This is a genomic window from Plantactinospora sp. WMMC1484, assembly GCF_049315195.1.
Taxonomy (GTDB): Bacteria; Actinomycetota; Actinomycetes; order Mycobacteriales; family Micromonosporaceae; genus Plantactinospora.
This window is the reverse complement of record NZ_CP186055.1, coordinates 7,800,551-7,817,771: the sequence shown is the minus strand read 5'-3', so window position 1 is coordinate 7,817,771 and position 17,221 is coordinate 7,800,551. Positions and strand designations below refer to the sequence as shown.

Annotated in this window: 13 protein-coding genes; 7 read left to right on the top strand and 6 right to left on the bottom strand. The window is 69.7% G+C overall.

Annotated features, from left to right (window positions below; all coding sequences use genetic code 11):
• Positions 1-923: 923 nt before the first annotated feature.
• The 3 genes from ACN28C_RS33460 to ACN28C_RS33450 all read right to left on the bottom strand — a co-directional run bounded on the left by ACN28C_RS33460 (position 924) and on the right by ACN28C_RS33450 (position 2,656).
• Positions 924-1,334 (bottom strand): transposase, encoded by a 411-nt coding sequence (locus tag ACN28C_RS33460; protein ID WP_422771468.1) that lies wholly within the window; start codon positions 1,332-1,334, stop codon positions 924-926.
• 312 nt (positions 1,335-1,646) lie between these two features.
• Positions 1,647-2,336 (bottom strand): helix-turn-helix domain-containing protein, encoded by a 690-nt coding sequence (locus tag ACN28C_RS33455; RefSeq protein WP_422771467.1) that lies wholly within the window; start codon positions 2,334-2,336, stop codon positions 1,647-1,649.
• Between the two features lie 119 nt (positions 2,337-2,455).
• Entirely contained in the window at positions 2,456-2,656 is a 201-nt protein-coding gene (locus ACN28C_RS33450) for a hypothetical protein (RefSeq protein WP_422771466.1), read from the bottom strand.
• A 298-nt stretch (positions 2,657-2,954) separates the two neighbouring features.
• On the opposite strand from ACN28C_RS33450, the gene ACN28C_RS33445 reads away from it, so the two are divergent.
• From ACN28C_RS33445 to aztC, 7 genes are all read left to right on the top strand, one after another.
• The gene (locus ACN28C_RS33445; protein WP_422771465.1) at positions 2,955-3,359 is read left to right on the top strand and encodes a hypothetical protein; all 405 of its coding nucleotides are present in this window, start codon (positions 2,955-2,957) and stop codon (positions 3,357-3,359) included.
• 316 nt (positions 3,360-3,675) lie between these two features.
• Entirely contained in the window at positions 3,676-4,317 is a 642-nt protein-coding gene (locus tag ACN28C_RS33440; protein ID WP_422771464.1) for a choice-of-anchor M domain-containing protein, read from the top strand.
• 123 nt (positions 4,318-4,440) lie between these two features.
• Positions 4,441-5,091: a hypothetical protein gene (locus tag ACN28C_RS33435; RefSeq protein ID WP_422771463.1), complete on the top strand. Its 651-nt coding sequence runs from the start codon at positions 4,441-4,443 to the stop codon at positions 5,089-5,091.
• 87 nt (positions 5,092-5,178) lie between these two features.
• On the top strand, positions 5,179-8,880 hold the full coding sequence (locus tag ACN28C_RS33430) for a choice-of-anchor M domain-containing protein (protein WP_422771462.1): 3,702 nt from the start codon (positions 5,179-5,181) through the stop codon (positions 8,878-8,880).
• Between the two features lie 104 nt (positions 8,881-8,984).
• Complete coding sequence (locus tag ACN28C_RS33425; protein WP_422771461.1) at positions 8,985-9,908, top strand: class I SAM-dependent methyltransferase; 924 nt, start codon at positions 8,985-8,987, stop codon at positions 9,906-9,908.
• A 390-nt stretch (positions 9,909-10,298) separates the two neighbouring features.
• Positions 10,299-11,480: a hypothetical protein gene (locus tag ACN28C_RS33420; RefSeq protein ID WP_422771460.1), complete on the top strand. Its 1,182-nt coding sequence runs from the start codon at positions 10,299-10,301 to the stop codon at positions 11,478-11,480.
• The gene (aztC, locus tag ACN28C_RS33415; protein ID WP_422771459.1) at positions 11,477-12,400 is read left to right on the top strand and encodes a zinc ABC transporter substrate-binding protein AztC; all 924 of its coding nucleotides are present in this window, start codon (positions 11,477-11,479) and stop codon (positions 12,398-12,400) included. The genes ACN28C_RS33420 and aztC overlap by 4 nt, the downstream gene beginning before the upstream one ends.
• Before the next feature lie 152 nt (positions 12,401-12,552).
• Here aztC and ACN28C_RS33410 read toward each other — a convergent pair whose 3' ends face one another.
• The 3 genes from ACN28C_RS33410 to ACN28C_RS33400 form a co-directional block, all read right to left on the bottom strand.
• A complete protein-coding gene (locus tag ACN28C_RS33410) occupies positions 12,553-13,389 on the bottom strand; it encodes a class I SAM-dependent methyltransferase (RefSeq protein ID WP_422771458.1) in 837 nt (278 codons plus the stop codon).
• 63 nt (positions 13,390-13,452) lie between these two features.
• Positions 13,453-15,195, bottom strand: coding sequence for an ABC transporter ATP-binding protein (locus tag ACN28C_RS33405; RefSeq protein ID WP_422771457.1), 1,743 nt, complete (start codon positions 15,193-15,195; stop codon positions 13,453-13,455).
• A complete protein-coding gene (locus ACN28C_RS33400; protein WP_422771456.1) occupies positions 15,192-17,036 on the bottom strand; it encodes an ABC transporter ATP-binding protein in 1,845 nt (614 codons plus the stop codon). Before ACN28C_RS33400 ends, ACN28C_RS33405 begins: the two co-directional genes overlap by 4 nt.
• Positions 17,037-17,221 lie beyond the last annotated feature (185 nt).

Genomic DNA, 17,221 nt, shown 5'->3' with positions numbered 1-17,221 from the left:
TGCGAGGCTAAGCAGATGCTCCGGCGGGTTCTCGGTTGCGTCATCGTGCTTCGGCTCGAAGGGCTCCGCCTTGAGGTACACCACGCCACCGCCGAGCTTCTCCGCGAGCGCTTCGCCGGAACCAGTCGTCTGTTAGTTCTGTGAGTCGGACCACAAAAGAGGGAGGTGCGCTGGTTGTTGATCTCCAGCGCCCCTCCAGGGCCGGATGGCCGTGATATCTCACAACCGTCTCACGGACGGTCTGACAAGCCCCGGCGAAGGACGGTACGGTCCGGACTCCGACTGGGCCAGTGACCTGCATGTTCGGCACGAACCGGCATCGTCTGACAGACCCCGGCAGGCTGGCCGGTTCACTGGCAGTGTGGGGGTCAGGGGTTCGAGTCCCCTCGGCTCCACCCGAAATCGCAGGTCAGCGGCATTTTCAAGCGATGCTTGTGAATGCCGCTGGCCTCGCGTCTCACATCGTCTCACTACGTGAAGGCTGTTGGCGTCTTCAAGCGGCCTGCTTCAGTGGTCGGAGCATGACCAGGCAGCCGCGAGCCTTGCTTCTATTCGGAGCGATTTCCCTGGTCGTAGTGGCTGCGTCAGCCCGTTGGCCCGTCCGGCTCGTCGAAGTTCGCCGGCCTCGGAACCGTCGGCGAGGCACCGCACCACATCGAATGTGTGCTGGCATGCTCGCTTGTCGGCTCCGCCTGAGCTGCTGTTTGGGTGCGCCGACGCCTGTGGTGCGACGAGCGCGCGCCCACTGGCGTTGGACCCGCGGCTTCTGGGGACCAGGGGTGACAAGAGCCGGGTGACGGGAGACTGTCACGCCCGAATCTGAGGGAGCCGGCAGGTGAGGCGCCTCCCTGCCACCCGACCATTGAATTCCCTGTCGAGCAAGCGTTCGATCTGGTCGGCCGGTATGTGGTAGCTGCGGATCTTCACGCCAGGATTTCGGCAGGTAGAGGGCCGGGTTGAGCATCGCGTGAGCACCCTCGGCAGCATAGACTAGGCGCACGGCGACCTGGCAGTTCTCGATCTTCCCCGGCCCTTTCCGAGTGCTGCCGCTGCACACTCACGGTGTGCCGGCGCTTCTTCACATCACCCATCTCGTCGATGATCAGCACGGCATCGACATCACCGAGCTGGTCACCGACGAACTCGCGGACATCGGCACGAACCTCGGCGTCGTCCCACGTCACCCGGGGCAGCAGTCCCTGCATCCCGTCCAGGCCCGCATCCCCGGCGTGCTCGGCGATAATCCAGCGGTTCTTCCGCAGCGGCGGTGCCAACAGGCCCGACGAAGTCACGCGCCCGGCGACGCGGCTCGGGCCTGCGGAAACGCTGCCCAACCGTCAACATCAGGTCGTCGAACAGCACCCGCCATCGCTGGGGGCGTCTGCCCTCTATCCGGCAGCCACCGCTGCGTCATGGTCAGGCCACGCAACCGTCCATCATCGACGGTCGCTGTCCTCGTTCTCGTACCGCGTCGAACCGCAGCTCAGGCGAGGTCAACATCCCGGGCTGGGGCACGAAACGCCCTACACCGTACTCGTAAACTTCGCCTTAAGCCGAGACGTCCGCGATGCCCCACACCACATAGATGACATCCTGGAACGGCCGCATTTCGCTGCTCGCTGAGCGCTGATCGAGGCCTCAAACGCCTATGCCCGGCCCGGGTCGGCCGAGTCCACTCCGGCGATGAGGGCGAGATTCGCTGCCGGCACGTTCAACGCCCGCGCCAGCTCCTCGATCAGCGCCCGTTCGGGAACCAGGGCTCCGTGACGGAGCTTCATGATCGTCGCCTGGGCTCGCCCGGTCCGCAAGGCCACCTCGCCCCGCGACAGGCCGCGCATCTCCACCAGCATCTGGAACACGGCGCCGAACGGGTGCGGCTCCAGTTCCCCCGCCGGCGCGACCGCCGGTCCGATGACCGTGTCCCCGACCTTCATCTGCCAACGGAGGAGCCGGTCTTCCAGCAGCCTCACCCGCGCGGAGAACGTCTGAATTTCGCGGGCGTCGCCGCCGAGGGAACCCGGCACGGTCACCTCGACAACCTGCACCCTCCCCGGCCGCATGGCCCGGGCAGAAGAACTCTTACACACTTCTCCCACCTCGGCGACCCGCCAGGCGCGATTCCACCACGGCAGCTCGCCCAGCAGCGTGTCAAGGAACGTCGCCAGGACCGACCGTTCGGCAGCCAGCTGGTCGGGAGCAGCATCGTGCGCCGGATCGGTCAGCGCCTTGATTACGGCGGCACTCGGACGTTCCACACTCACCTCCGTCATCTCGGTGGCCGGAACGGGCGACCTGAATCGCTGCCAGCAGGGAAACGTCATCGGCTCGCCGTGCATCGAGGGTACCGCCGTGGTGGGCCGAGACCACCACGGCGGGACTCGTCATGCCGAGACAGGCGATCAAGTTGTCGCTTCCGCCGGTCGCCCAAACCGTCCGCCATCGGGTCGCCATTACCCTAGTCCTCCTCGTCCTCGTCCTCGCACCACGTCATGCCCGTGTACGTCGCGGACCCGCCGTAACCGGCCGCTGCGAACGCACGCTTGGAGATCTCTTCGAGCATCTCGCCGTCGTCTCCGTAGTCCTGCGGCTCATAGTGGCCGGAAAACCGATTGAACTCCACGACCTGTCCGTCTTTGACCTTGAGAACCCCTGCCATAAGCACCCCGTTGGGGACCTTCGGTCTCGCAAATCCCACGATGCTCGTGTGCCCAGCGAAGATCTTCTATTCTCACAGGTCTTCGAGAACCGATGCCGGCGTACGTGACCCACCGCGCCCGGTGTCGGCCACTGTCCTGACCTCGTCATTCGGCATGATCACGAAGTGGTGGCAGCCGTTGGCGATTGGTCCCCGCCCTTATTTGCTCCGCCGGACGATCGAAGGATCAGGCAGCTCATCCTGCTCGTAGGTATCCGGAACGCGTAGCGGGAATCGAGCGTCGTAGGCGTTCTTACAGATGATCTCTTCGCAGTCGCTGTTGTGGACCCAGGATCGAGGCGGTCCCGGCGACCAGAATATCCGGGTCGTGCCGATGCCGGCGGGCGCCAGCTACAGCTTCCGCTCGCTGGCCCGTGGTCCGCAGGGCGAGGGGCTGATCCTCGGGACCGACGGCAAGCTGCACGTGGTCGATCCCAGCTCCGGGAAGTTGACCAACTCGTGGCCGGTGGTCGCCGCGTGGAAGGAGCCGATGGACTGGCAGGAGCCACGCCCGGCTCTCTTCGCCCGGGGGAACGACGCGTACATCACCGAACCGGCCACCAGGACGGTGCACCGGCTCGACCTCGCCACCGGCAAGGTTGTCCGATCGGTGACGCTCGACGCGATTCCGAACGAGATCAGCGGAACGCTGTCGGCACACTGACGTCCCGGTTTCCGCCGGGGAAGACCTCACCTTCTCCGCCGCCGGGGTGCGCCACCACTGCCGGGCTACGGCCGCTCGGCCGCAGGGGGATCGGCAGTGATTGACTTCTGCTATTGAAAATGACTACCATCGCCGTGTTGTGGCGAACGCCGCACGGAACACGACGGGTTACCTCCTGTGGTGTCGGTGACGGTCACCGTGCCGGTCTGGACGGTGCCGGTGTCTGCGTTGCCATGGGTGGTGCGTCGTAGAGCACGTGGACACCATCGACATCGCGTTCGAAGGCATGCAACGACGAGCAGCAAAGGAGCCGAGGATGCCATTCACGCGCCGCCTCCTGTCGCTTACCGCGGTCGCGACAGCCGCAGCCCTGACCCTGTCGGCCACACCGGCCTCAGCCGCCACCATCCAGACCGGCCACATCGACGCCCTCGACGTCGACTACTCCGGCGGCGCGCTCACCCTGAACATCAGGACCCAGAACCCCGCCAACGACGACCTCTCGCCGACGGGCACCGTCCTACGCGTACTGCCCGCCTCTGCCGGGACCATCCCCTCAGGGTCCACCTGGGCCTGCCTCGGCGCCGCCGGCTCTACCACCTATGTCCTGCCGCAGAGCCAGAATCCCAACCTGCTCTGGCCGGGCTGGGACACCTACGACGTTCCTGTGGCCCAGGGCCCGATCAGGATGCAACTGGTCAGCTGGACCACGCCCCCTGGCGGCAGGTTCGCCCTCTACACCGTCAGTCTCGGCGGGCCCACCTACCGCCTCAACACCAACGGCGCCGCAGGCTGCACCATCACGACGTGGCCGGGCAACATCGCCCGTGGGGTCCACGGCCACGGCAACTGGGCCTTCAACACCCTCGGCACCTACACCCTGACCTTCCGCGCGACCGCCCAGGGCGGGGCGGGCGTCACCTCCGGCAACGTCACCTACACGTTCCAGGTCGGATAGTCCGGTCACCGCCGCACGCCAGCCGCGATCCACCAAGACACGCCTCGCCGCCAGGCGGCGTGGGCAGGCCGTGACCCACGCGGCCACGCAGGGACCGTCAACCCACGAGGAGTAGGGGTACGCATGTTGAAGACTCGACGCACGAGGCGCTCGATGCTCGCCGGCTTCGCCGGCCTCGTGCTGGCGCTGGTCGCACCCTCCGCGCCGGCCTTCGCCGGCGTCTACGCCACGAACGACATTACCTCCGGCCACATCGACATCGTCAACATCGAATGCCCGTCGAGCCCCGCCCTTGCCCTGACGACGAAGCTCGACTCGGGCACGCCGATCAACCCGACCGACCTGCACAACTACGCCTTCGTGTACCAAGACGCGTCCAGCCCGTACGTCTCCTGGGTTCCGACCACGGGCACGGCCGGATACTGGCTGGTCGACATCTCCTCCTCGACCATGGGGACGGCGCCCTGGGTCGGCTTCAACTTCAACGGTAGCTGCGCGGGCAGCGGCGACGTGTGGCTCTCCCCGGTGAACGGCGCCAACCCCGGCCGGGTGGAACTGCGCAACTCCGGCGGCTCCGTGGTGCTGAGCACGAACTCCTCGGCGGAGTACGCCCTGAGTTCCGGTCAGCACACGCACTTCGCATGGCGGTTCTACGCCTCGGCGAAGCCGACGATCGCCGCGACGTACCGGCTGTACTTCGGGTTCGGCCCCGACAACGGGACCCCGATGAGCACGCAGAACTATCTCGAGGCCGAGTTCGTCATCGTTCCCTGACCTCGGTAGCTACCAGCGGTGCCCGGAACCACCACGTTTCCGGGCACCGCCCCCTTTCGGCAGTTCCGCGAGAGCCCAGAGGATCCCATGTTCTCCAGCGTTCGTTTCGGACCGTTCCGGCGTCCGGCCGACGCCACCACGCTGTCAGTCGTGGTGGCGGTCGGGCTGGCCGGGCTCGTCGCGGTACCGATCCTTGCCGCCGCCACCGACCCGATCCCGGCCGAGACGCCGGCGGGCATCTACCAGATCGCGGCGTATCCCGACGAGACCGGTGCGATGGCCATCGGGCTGTTGGACGAGCGTGCCTACGAGTTCGTTTCGGTGAACCCGGACGGCCTGGCGTTCCGGGTGCCGTCGGACTCGGTCACCGACGTGCCGGACGCGGACTCGTACGCCTGGCTGGGTCCGGCGGGTGCGACCGGCTTCACCACCCGAGGGCCCTTCGAGGACATCTCCGACGGACTCGTGCTGTCGCTGAGCACGAACGCCCCGGACGGCTACTACTACGACCACCTCATCTCGGAGGGCAGCCAATTCTCCTTCACGGCGACTGAAGTCGTCGGCCCGGGAGACCTCGCCTACTACGCGACCTCCAGGCTCCCGTTCGAGCCGGACACGAACGTCCCGATCGGGTACCGCTTCGGCACGGGAACCCAGCGGGACGGGACGCCGCAGGCGACGGTTCCGGCGGAGCTGACCGCATGGGATTCCAGCCCGACCCGGTTCCGGTTCGGCGCCGCCGGGATGTACTGCTTCACGCTCACCGCGCGGGTCCCGCTGCTCGACGGCGGCACGGCGGAGCGCTCGCTGCCGATCCGGTTCGTCGTCGGCGACACGACGCCGGCCGAAGCCGAGTGCGGTACGGCCGCACCCACCGACCCGGGCAGCCCGACCGGCTCTCCCGGCCCGACCGGCTCTCCCGGCCCCAGTCAGCCCGCCGAGCCCGGCATCGCCGAGTGGGTGGTCCGCGAGGGGCACATCGACGCGATCGCCGCCCAGGTCGACGGCGACGGGCTGTCCCTGCGGGCGAAGTACGACGTCCCCCGCGAGCACCGGCAGGCGTGGATCGAGTACGACGACCTGGTGATCGTCACACCGGACGCGGCGAGAGAGACGACCCCGGCGGCCTACACCTCCGGCAACGACTGGAGTTTCATCGCGCCTCCCGGCACCGGTTACTGGAACCTGCCGCTCGACCAGGAGTCGGGCATGCCCTGGGCGGGCCTCAGCACCGAGTCGAACACTCTCTCCGCGCTCGGGCACAACAGTCTGCTGTGGCGGGTCGACGCGGTCTCCGGCCCGGGCGGCGCCGCCGCACCCGGCGAGTTCGCGCTCTGGCAGGGCTCGCCGCAGCGCGGGCAACAGGCCGCCGACCGGCAGGACCTTCCCGAGGTCGGTACCCGGCTCGGCCTGCCCGCCGCGCAGTGGGTCCCGCAACATCGGCACGCGCACTACAACTGGTCCTTCAGCGCACCGGGCGTGTACTGCGTGGCGATGAGCCTCCGGGCCGAGACCACGGACGGCCGGCGCCTGACCGACTCCGAGCAGCTCACCATCGCCGTCGGCGACACGACCGACGCCGACGCCGTCACCCCCTGCGGGCGGACCCAGCCGTACCCACAGCCCGTACCCGACAGCCCGACCCCGGTGCCCAGCCACGACACGGTCGTGGTCGACGGCGGGACCAGCTCGATGGTGAGCACCCTCGACCCGGCCGGCCTCCGTACCCAACTCCTGATCTACGATGCGCCGACCGCCGGCTGGGGCGACCCCCGGAACATCGACGAGGTGATCTTCCACCGCCCGGCGGCGCTCTCCGGCGCCGCACACAACGTCTCCGGTTTTACGTCACCGGTGTACGGATGGTCGCTGCCGGCCACCCGATGGGACCTGACCGGATTGCTTCCGCAGCAGCTCGACGGTGACATCCGCTGGTCCCTCGCCGGCCTCGCCGGACCCGGTGACGTCGCGCTGTCCGGCGGCGAAACCCAGCGTGGACCGTACGTCTTCAACACCGCCACCGGAGACCGCGACCCGTACGCCCTCTGGGCGGGTTCCGCCGGCGGCACCACCAACAGTGCGATGACCTGGTCGTTCTCCCGCCCCGGCAAGTACTGCGTCACCCTGAACTGGCAGGCCGACCTGCCCGACGGCGGCGGTGTCGTCTCCGACACCAGAACCCTGACCTTCGTCGTCGACGGCCCGTTGGACCCCACGACTCGTCCGGACGGCTCGGGGAACTATCCCGGTCCGGCATTCCGACACAACGAGCACACCCTCACCGTCACCTGTACCCGGGGCGGAGCCGCGACCACACCTGAGGAGGTACCCGTTCCCGGCGGCCCACCATCCGACGCTCCCTGGAACGTGCCGAACTGGTCCAGGACGACCACCGACGCGGTGATTCTCAACGACGGGCACATCGACATCGCCTCGATCCGCCGCGACGGCGTACTCACCACGGTGGTCAAGGACACCACCACCGAGGGCCTGGCCAACAAGCCCGACGGCGAAACCGCGTACTGGCATGACAGCGACGACGTCGTGCTGCAACTGCTGCCGGAGTCGAGGACGACGGTTCCGAACGACCCGCAGTACGCCTTCCTCGGCGCTGCCGGCAGCCACGTCTGGCAGGTCTCGCAGACCCAACAGCCCGGGTTGCTGTGGCCGGGCTGGTCGACCGAACACATCGGGCCGGGCGTCTATCCCGAGGGGGTTCGGTGGACCCTGACCGGGGCGCGCGGCCCGGGACAATTCTTCCTCTACTACGGCGGCGGGGTGAGCCCGATCAGGCAGGTCTTCAACGCCGCGGACGGATTGCCCGACCACTACACGATCCCGCCGGCCACGCACGCCCACGGTAGCTGGGCGTTCACCGCCGAGGGCGTCTACTGCCTCGACTTCGAGCGCTCCGTCGCGGGCGCGGAGGCGCCGCAGGCGCACGCGTTCACCCTCGCGGTCGCCGTCGGCGAGACAGACCCGCGTCGGATCGACCCATCCGACTGCACGGCCGCCGGACCGGGCCGGACCGTGCCGCACCCGCCGGCCGCGCCGACCGCCGAGGGAAGCGGTGATGCCGTCACCGTCAACTGGACCGCGCCGGCGGACGGCGGGTCGCCGATCACCGGCTACACCGTCCGACTGGACGGTGGCCCCACTCCGTTGGTCCAGCAGGTCACCGGTACGACCACGGCGACGTTCACGGGCGTCGCCCCGGGCACCTACACCGCCTCTGTTCTCGCGGTGAACGCCATCGGCGCCTCGGCTCCCTCCCCACCCTCGCAGTCTGTCGTTGTCGAGCCCGGTGCCAGCCAGCAGATCGTCGTCGCCGTGGATCCGGCGCACGGCGGGCTGGTGGTCGCCGTCGACTCCACCGACCGTCTGGTGGTGTTGCCGGAGACCGCACTGGCGGCTTCGGGCGACCGGTGGCAGACCGCCGGACAGCTGCGGCCGGTCACCGTCACGGACACCCGCCCGGCGGCACCCGGTTGGAACGTGTCCGGCCAGGTCAACGACTTCACCTCGGCCGCCGGCCGGGTCAGCGGCGCCTTCCTCGGATGGACGCCGGGCGTGTTGGCGCAGGCCCCGGCCCAGGAAGTTACGCCCGGCCCTGCGGTACCGGCCGGCTTCTCCGGTGGCGGCGGTCTGGCGGCCGGCGGCATCCTCGGCTCGGCGCCGGCCGGTGCCGGCCGTGGCACCGCCCGCCTGGTCGCCGGCCTGTACCTGGAACTGCCCACCGACACCGCCCCCGGAACCTATGCCGCCACCCTCACCCTCACCGCCATCTGACCTGCCTTGGCGGATCTGCCAGGGCAAGAGGTCGTGCCGGCGCCGCACCTGCGGGCCTGCGGCGACAACGCTTGGTTAGAATGACAATCGTTCTCATTGAGGAAGTGGGGGTACACGTGGCCGAGAAGCAGCAGTTGCCGGTGGCTGACACGGGCGCGGGCCCGGACACCCGGGGCTACCTGGACTATCTGCTCACGAACCGGAACTTCACCGCACCCGCGGTGGCAGCCGCGGTCGCGTCGATCACGCCGGAGATCTCGGGTCGCCCGCTCCGGGTGCTGGATGCCGGTACGGGGGCCGGCGGCGCGCTTCCCGAGCTGATCGCGCTGGTGCGGGCGGCGGGCGGGCCCGGGGGCACCGTGGTGGCGGTCGACGTCGACGAGCGGGCGGTCGAGGTGGCCGGGCGCCAACTCGGCGACCTGAACCTGGGTGCGGCACCGGTCGACCTGCGGGTTGCCGACCTGCGTGACGTGGCGGCCGGGGCCGTGACATCGGGTGAACGCTTCGACCTGATCTGGTCGTCCGACGTGGTCTGGCCAACCACGTTCGACAATCCGGCCGAGGTGGTGCAGACCCTGGCCGGCGCGCTCGTTCCGGGCGGGACGTTGGCGTTGTTCACGACGAACTACTACCAGTCGATGCTTCTTCCGGGGCACTCGCGGCTGGAGCGACTCATCCGGACGGCGTCGGAGCTCACCTGGGGACTGCCCGGTGACGGGCCGACCCACTACGAACGGTTGGGTGCGTGGCTGCGTGCGGCCGGTCTGGCCGACGTCGCCGTCCGGGCGTTCCCGCTTGCCGGCATGGCCTCGGAGCCGGCGGCACGGGCGTTCCTGGAGCAGATCGTGTGGCCGGAGATGCGCCATGCCGTGGCCTCACACGGGCGCGCCGCCGGCATGAGCGAGACCGACATCGTCCGCGCCGGAGAACTGCTCGATCCGGAGGGGCCCGCCTGGGTCGGTGACGACCCGCACACCTACGTCGTCCAACCCACCCTGCTGTGGACCGGGCGCACACCGGTCGCGTGAGCGCCGACAGCGGGCCCGGCCGCCACGGGACGCAGCATCTGAGCGCGCTCGCCGCCCACCGCACGGGAGGTACCGCCGAGGCCCAGGCCGGCAGTCGGTCTCGCGCTGCTGGAGTCGGCCGGTCGCCCCTACCACGGCGTGGCCGTGGAAGTTTGCCACGAGGCATTCGCGGGCGGCGCGAACGAGCGGCAGAACCTGCGCGTGTGCGACCTCGGAACGCACATGGCGCCTACGCCCATATTCGATTGGGTGATGTCGCTGCTCGTGACGATTACTGCGGTCACCCTTCTGTCGTTCCTTCTCCTGCTGGCCGGACGGGCCTCGTCAGCGCCTCGGGCGCCGGTCAGCCGTCGCCGTCAGGGCACAAGCCCCGTACCGGAAGGGATGCTCGTGTTCATCAATAGGTTTCTCGGCGCGGCAGCGTTGAGCGTCGCGTTCGCGCTGGCCGCTTGCGGCTCACCGGAACAACCGCAGGACGCCGAGGCGACGCCGCACGGCTACGTCGCCGGCGCCGAGGAGATGGACGAGATGCAGGCGACCGTCGCTTATGCGGCGCGCGGCTCGTCCCGCCTCGGTCTGCTCGATCTCGCCTCCGCCACCGAGAAGGACGTCACACTGTCGATCGCGGTCCAACGGCTGGTCGAGGACGGCCGCTTCGTCTACGCCGACGACGGCGGACGGCAACTCGAAATCGTCGACGCCGGGGTGTGGACGGTCGACCACACCGATCACGTCCACTACTACCGCAAGCCGGCCCGATCGCTGGGCACGCTGACCTTCGACGCCGAGATCCGCACGATCACCGGTTTCCGTGGCCACACCGCGATCGGTACCGCCGATGGGCAGATCCGGGTCCTCGACCGACGTCAACTCGAGGCGGGGCAGGTCGCCGAGCTGGGCCGGATCGACTCGGGCAGCTCCACGCCGCTGGCGGTGCCGTATGGCGATGAACTGATCGTCGCCATCGGCGGCGGCGACAGCGGCCAGCCGGCGGACCGGATTGTCACGATGGCCGCGGACGGCCGCCGGACCGGTGCGGAGACGCCCTGCCGGGCGCCGCGCGGATGGGCGGTGCTGCGCGGCGGCGCGGTCATCGCCTGCGAGGACCGTCTGGTACGGGTCCAGCGCGAATCCGGCGGGCTCGGCGCGAAAGCCCTGACCTCCCCGCACCGGCCGGTCCCGACGGGCGGACTGGGATACCGGCCGCGCAGCAACGAGGCCGCGCTGGCCGGTGCCGGCGGCATCTGGTCGGTGAACGCGGCCAAGGACACCCTGCGGCATCTGCCGGCCGCCGGGCACAACCTGGTGGCGGCGGCGTCTCCGGCCGACGGCGACACGGTGCTCGCCCTCTCCTCCGCCGGCACGCTGCTCAGCCTGGACCTCGAGACCGGGAAGGTGCTCGCGCAGAAGCCCGTGCCGGCCACCAGCCTCACCATCGACATGAACCGCGCCTACCTGCCCGACCCGCAGGGCCAGGTGATCCACGAGATCGACTACGGCGACGGGCTACGCACGGCCCGCACCCTGCCGGTCGCCGAACGCCCGGATCTGATGGTGGAGGTCGGCCGATGAGACTCCGCAAACTGCTGTCCATGCTCGCCGTCTCGACGTCGATGCTGGTGGCCGGGGCCGCCTGCGGCTCGCCGGACCGGCCGAGCATCGTGGTGACCACGAACATCCTCGGCGACGTGGTCAGCCAGATCGTCGGTGACGAGGCCGAGGTGAGCGTGCTGATGAAGCCGAACGCGGACCCGCACTCGTTCGGCATCTCGGCTCGCGAGGCGCATGCCATGCAATCGGCGGACCTGGTCGTCTACAACGGTCTCGGCCTCGAGGAGGGCGTGCTGCAGCACGTCGAGGCGGCCCGGGCCGAAGGCGCCCGCACCGTCGAGGTGGGCAAGCAGGTCGACCCGATGGAATACCGGGACGGCGATGCGGCGGGGACGTCCGATCCGCACTTCTGGACCGACCCGGCCCGGGTGGTCGGCGCGGTGCGGTTGCTCACCGACGAGATCGTCGGCCAGGTCGACGGGGTGGACGCCGCGGTCGTGCGGGAACGCGCGGACGCGTACGCGAAACAGGTGAGTGAGCTGGACGCCCAGTTGGCCGAGCGGTTCGCCGGCCTGCCGGCGCAACGGCGGGTGCTGGTCACCAACCACCACGTGTTCGGTTACTTCGCCGATCGCTACGACTTCACGGTGATCGGCGCGATCATCCCGGGCGGCACGACGCTCGCGTCGCCGAGTTCGTCCGATCTGGCCTCGCTGGTCACCGCGATCAGGACGCATCAGGTGCCGGCGATCTTTGCCGACACCTCGCAGCCGGCCAAGCTGGCCGAGGTCCTTGCCGCCGAGGCAGGGATCCGGGTAAGCGTGGTCCCGCTCTATTCCGAGTCGCTGAGCGAGGCCGACGGTGACGCCGGGACCTACCTGGACATGATGCGGTTCAACGCCGAAGCCATCATCGGTGGCCTCACCGGCAACGGCCGCTGAGTCGGGCCGGGACGCCGAACGGGACTGCTCAGGTATTTCTCATGAAAACGGTTGCAGAACCGTTGAGGAGGCAGTGAACCGACGCGCTGTCCATGGTCTCACCGCAGTGGGCCCGACCGCCGGGAACACGCCTCTCCCGGCGGTCGGGGCCGTCATCCGGCGGGGGGCGCGACCTCGAAGATGTTGAGTCGGTACATGCGGGCCGTCGGGGGGAATGCGCGCATGGCCCGCAACGCGGCGCGGTAGACCAGCGGAAGCCGTCGGAACTGGTCCCGGGGGACCTCGGTAGAGGTGGAGGAGGCGAGCAACCGCAGGCCGAGCCCCCAGCCTTCGATCTCCCTGGGGTCGTCGCAGGCCCACCGCATCTTCGCCGCCATGAACTTCATCGTGGGGTGCCGGTCCTGCCGGTCGACCATGAGGTGGCCGCCGGTGTCCAGCGCGACCCGGGCGCCCGGAAAGTTGTCGGCGATGAGGCCGAGTGCGCGGCGGACGTCCGCCTCGACCAGGTACATGAGGACCGCCTCGACGGCGAAGAAGTACGGCGGAGGCCACTGCCGGACCGTAGACACCCACGCCGGGTCGAGCACCGACGCGGCACCGATGCGACGCCGGTCGGACTCGTCGAAGAATCGTCGGCGCAGGGCGATCACATCCGGCAGATCGAGGTCCACCCAGTGCACGCTGCCGTTGTCGACCCGTTCGAAACGGGTGTTCAGGCCGGCACCCACCTCGATGACCGTGCCCGTGGGGTGGTCGGCGAGGAACTCGCGCACCCAGCGGTCGAAGACCGACGCACGCAGCACGCAGCCGTACAGGGTCGGTGGCTGGTCGAAGCGGCTGAAGTCGTAGTCGATGGCGTCGACCATCCGCGCCGACAGTGGATCGTTGACGATGCCTCGCTCGCGCCGGGTCTCCACGGCCCGCGCGTAGAGCGGAATCAGCATCGTCTCTTCGACGTCGCCGAGCGAGATGGGTGCACGTTCCGTCATGTCGGCCGACTCTACGGTGGCAACCGTTGCCGATGAACCGGCCGATCGTCTCGCCCTGATGGCTCACGAGCGGGCGGCCTCCAGGCGCCATCCGACGGCGCTGGACCGTTCGAGCCAGAAGGCGGCGTACCGGCCGCCGGCGGCCAGCAGGCGGTCGTGGGTACCGACCTCGGCGACGCGTCCCCGCTCGTCGAGGACGATGATCTGGTCGGCGTCCATCACGGTGGAGAGCCGGTGGGCGATGACCACGAGGGTGCAGTGTTCCCGCAGGGCTTCCAGGGAACGTTGGACGTAGCGTTCGTTCTCGGGGTCGAGCGCGGCCGTGGCCTCGTCGAGCAGCACGACGGGGGCGCGCTTGACGATCGCTCGGGCGACGGAGACGCGCTGGCGCTCGCCGCCGGAGAGCGCGGATCCGGCCTCGCCCACCCGGGTGTCCCAGCCGTCGGGGAGTCGATCGGCGATCTCGGTCACCCCGGCCAGCAGCGCCGCCTCGGCTATCTCGTCCTCGCTGGCGTCGGGGCGGCCGAAGCGGATGTTCTCCCGCAGCGTGTCGTCGAAGAGGTAGACGTCCTGGAACACCAGGGCGAGCTGCGCCATGAGGTCCTCGGTGGTCTGGTCCCGAACGTCGGCGCCACCGACGCGGACCGTGCCGGCGTCCACCTCGTAGAAGCGGGCGATGAGCCGGGTGACCGTGGTCTTGCCGGCACCGGACGGCCCGACGAGCGCGGTCATGCTGTTCGGCGGAACGGTGAAGGTCACGTCGTCGAGCACCGGCGTACCGGGTTCGTAGCCGAAGTGGACGTGTGCGAACTCGACCAGGCCGGGCGCGTCGACGGCGGCGGACCGGTGCGGTTCGGGCAGTGGCCGGGCGTCCATGATGCCCTGGATGCGGCTCAGTTCGCCACGGATCTGGCGCAGCGAGCCACCGAACTCACCGATCTCCGACAGCGGCTGCACGAACCGGGAGGCCACCCCGAGCAGCGCGAGCAGGTCGACACCGGACAGGCTGCCGCCGAGCGCGAGAGCGGCGGCGAGGACCACCACGCCGGTGAAGACGAGTTGGATGGTCACCCCGTTGAGAGACAGACCCAGAACCGCCTCGACCATGGTGCGCCGGGCGACCCTCTGCTGCCGGGCGATCGCCGCGCTCAGTGGCGGGTAGCCGGCTCCGGTGGTGCGGCCGAAGGCGCGGAGCACGGGCTGGCAGCGGGCGAACTCGATGACTCGGTCGCTGGACTCGACCGCGGCCTCGTGTGCGGCGTGCTCGCTGCGAGCGATCAGTCGCGCGGCCGCCCGGGCGGCGAGGGCGAGGACGGGTGCCGTCACGAGCAGGGCGAGGCCGAGTCGCCAGTCGAAGACGAGCATGGACGCGGTGACCGCGGCCGGTGCGGCGATACCGACGACGAGCGGGGTCATCAGGTGGGCCGCGGCGCCACCGGCGGCCAGGGTGCCCTTGGCGGCGATCTGGGCGACACTGCCGGTCTTGCCGGCGAACCAGCCGATCGGCAATCGGACGAGGTGGTCGCCGATGTTCAGGTGCATGGTGCGCAGCACGGTCAGCGCCACGCCGAATCCGCGCATCGCCTGCACGTAGTGCGCGACGGCACAGCCCGTGACCGCCACGGCCAGGACGCCGACCCACGTCCGGACACCCGACCAGTCGCCGACGGCCAGCGCCCGGGCGATGGGGACGAGCAGGCTGACGGCGAAGCCCTGGAGCACGCCGTAGATGCTCGCCCAGACGAGGAACCGCGTGTAGTCACCCTGATGCTCGGGGCCGAGCACCGCCCTCAGTTGCCGGATCATCGCGATTCCCCCTCGGCGGAGACGGCCGTTGCGGAGTCACCCTGGTGGGCCCGCCACATGCGTGCGTACACCCCGCCGGCACCCAGCAGTTCGGTGTGGGTTCCGACCTCGGCGACGCGGCCGCGATCCAGCACCACGATCTGGTCGGCCGACGTGATCGAGGCGAGCCGGTGGGCGATCACGAGCAGCGTGCGCCCGCCGACCAGGTGCGCGAGCGCGGTCTGGATGCGCGCCTCCGACTCCGGGTCGGCGAACGCGGTCGCCTCGTCGAGAATCAGGATCGGCGGGTCGGCCAAGACGGCCCGGGCGATCGACACCCGCTGCGCCTCGCCGCCGGAGAGCTGCGCGTCCACGCCGACCACCGAGTCGTACCCGCGCGGCAGGGCGAGGAGCCGGTCGTCGATCTGCGCCAGCCGTGCGGCTCGCCGTACCTGCTCCAGGGTCGCGTCGGGCCGAGCCAGCCGGATGTTGTCAGCCACGGTCGCCCGCAGCAGTTGGACGTCCTGCAGCACGAACCCCACCCACCGGTACAGCTCTTCCGTGGCGATGTCCCGCAGGTCCACCCCGCCGATCGAGATGCGGCCGTCCGCCACGTCATGGAACCGCGCCACCAGTGTCGCCAACGTCGACTTACCGGAGCCGGAGGGCCCGACGAGCGCGGTGACCGTACCGACCGGGAGCGTCAGGTCGATGTCGTGCAGCACCCGGTGCCGACCGTCGTAGCTGAACCCGACGTCTTCGATCCGCACCTCCGCCGACTCCGGCGACCGTGGCTGCGCCGGCTCGGGCAGCACCGGCGTGGCCAGGAGGTCGGTGATGCGCTTCGCGGCGGCCGCAGCCTCGCGGCGGGCCTGCATGCTGAAGCTCACCGTCATGATCGCCGCCGGCAGCGTCATCGCCACCAGGGCCGCCGTCACCAGGTCGACCACGGTGACCCGGCCCCGGGCGACGAACCAGGCCCCGACCACGAGGTTGACCAGCAGCACGAACGGGGCGGAGATCGGGATAGTCGCCAGGGCGTCGGTACGCAGCATCGGCCGCACCCATGCCGCGTACGCCTCGGCGAACCGCATGGCCGCCTTCCGGTAGGCGGCGTGCGCGCGCCCGGCCTGCCCGAAGGTCTTGACCACCGAGATGCCGGAGACGAACTCGACGATGGTCGCGCTGATCCGTGCGATCCCGGCGTTCATCTCGACCATCTTCGCGGCCATGCCTCTCGCCATGACCGCGTAGGCGACCAGGTAGATGGGGAGCGTCGCGATTCCCACCAGCGCGAGCCGCCAGTCCAGCGTGAACAGGTAGGCCAGGCCGACCAGCGGCACGGTGACCGCCGCGGTGGTCTCCACGGCGCCGTGGGCCACGAGGTAGTGGATGTCGTTGATGTCGTTCTGGGTGGCCTTGCGGACCAGGCCGGACGAGTTCTGGGTGAACCATCCCAGCGGTACCCGGCCCAGTCGCTCCACGATGCGGGTACGGATGATCCCCTGCAACCGGGCGTCGGCGAAATGCGTCACCGACAGGGCCGCGCCGCCGAGCACCGTGCGGGCGAACAACGCGATAACCACCGCGATCGCGATCCACCACACTCGGGCCCGGTCCACCTCACCGGTGCCGAGGAAGCTCTTTCCAAGTTCGGCGATGGCCACGTACGGCGCGATTGTGGCGATCGCGCCCAATGCCTGGAGCGCCACTCCGATGGCCAGCGAAGCCCGCGCCGGGGCCAGGAGGTCGGACAGTGCCCGCGACGACGCCCGCGCCTCCGTCTCGGCGTCTGCGGGCTTCGTCGGGTTGTGGTCCTGCGCCGACGGAGCGGTTGTCCCGTCGTCCACGATCGTGACCATGCGAGCTCCTCGGACTCCGAGTCGTGGGTGGGGCAGATTTTACGTGCGGGTGGGTACGGCCGAGCAGATCGTACAACGAACATCGTTTTCAGCAGTGCCGTGGATTCGGGAACGGATCGGGACCGGGCCGCGCGCGTAGGTGTTCCGGGAGGTGCTCCACCGAGTCGGGCGGGGGTCCCAGCCGC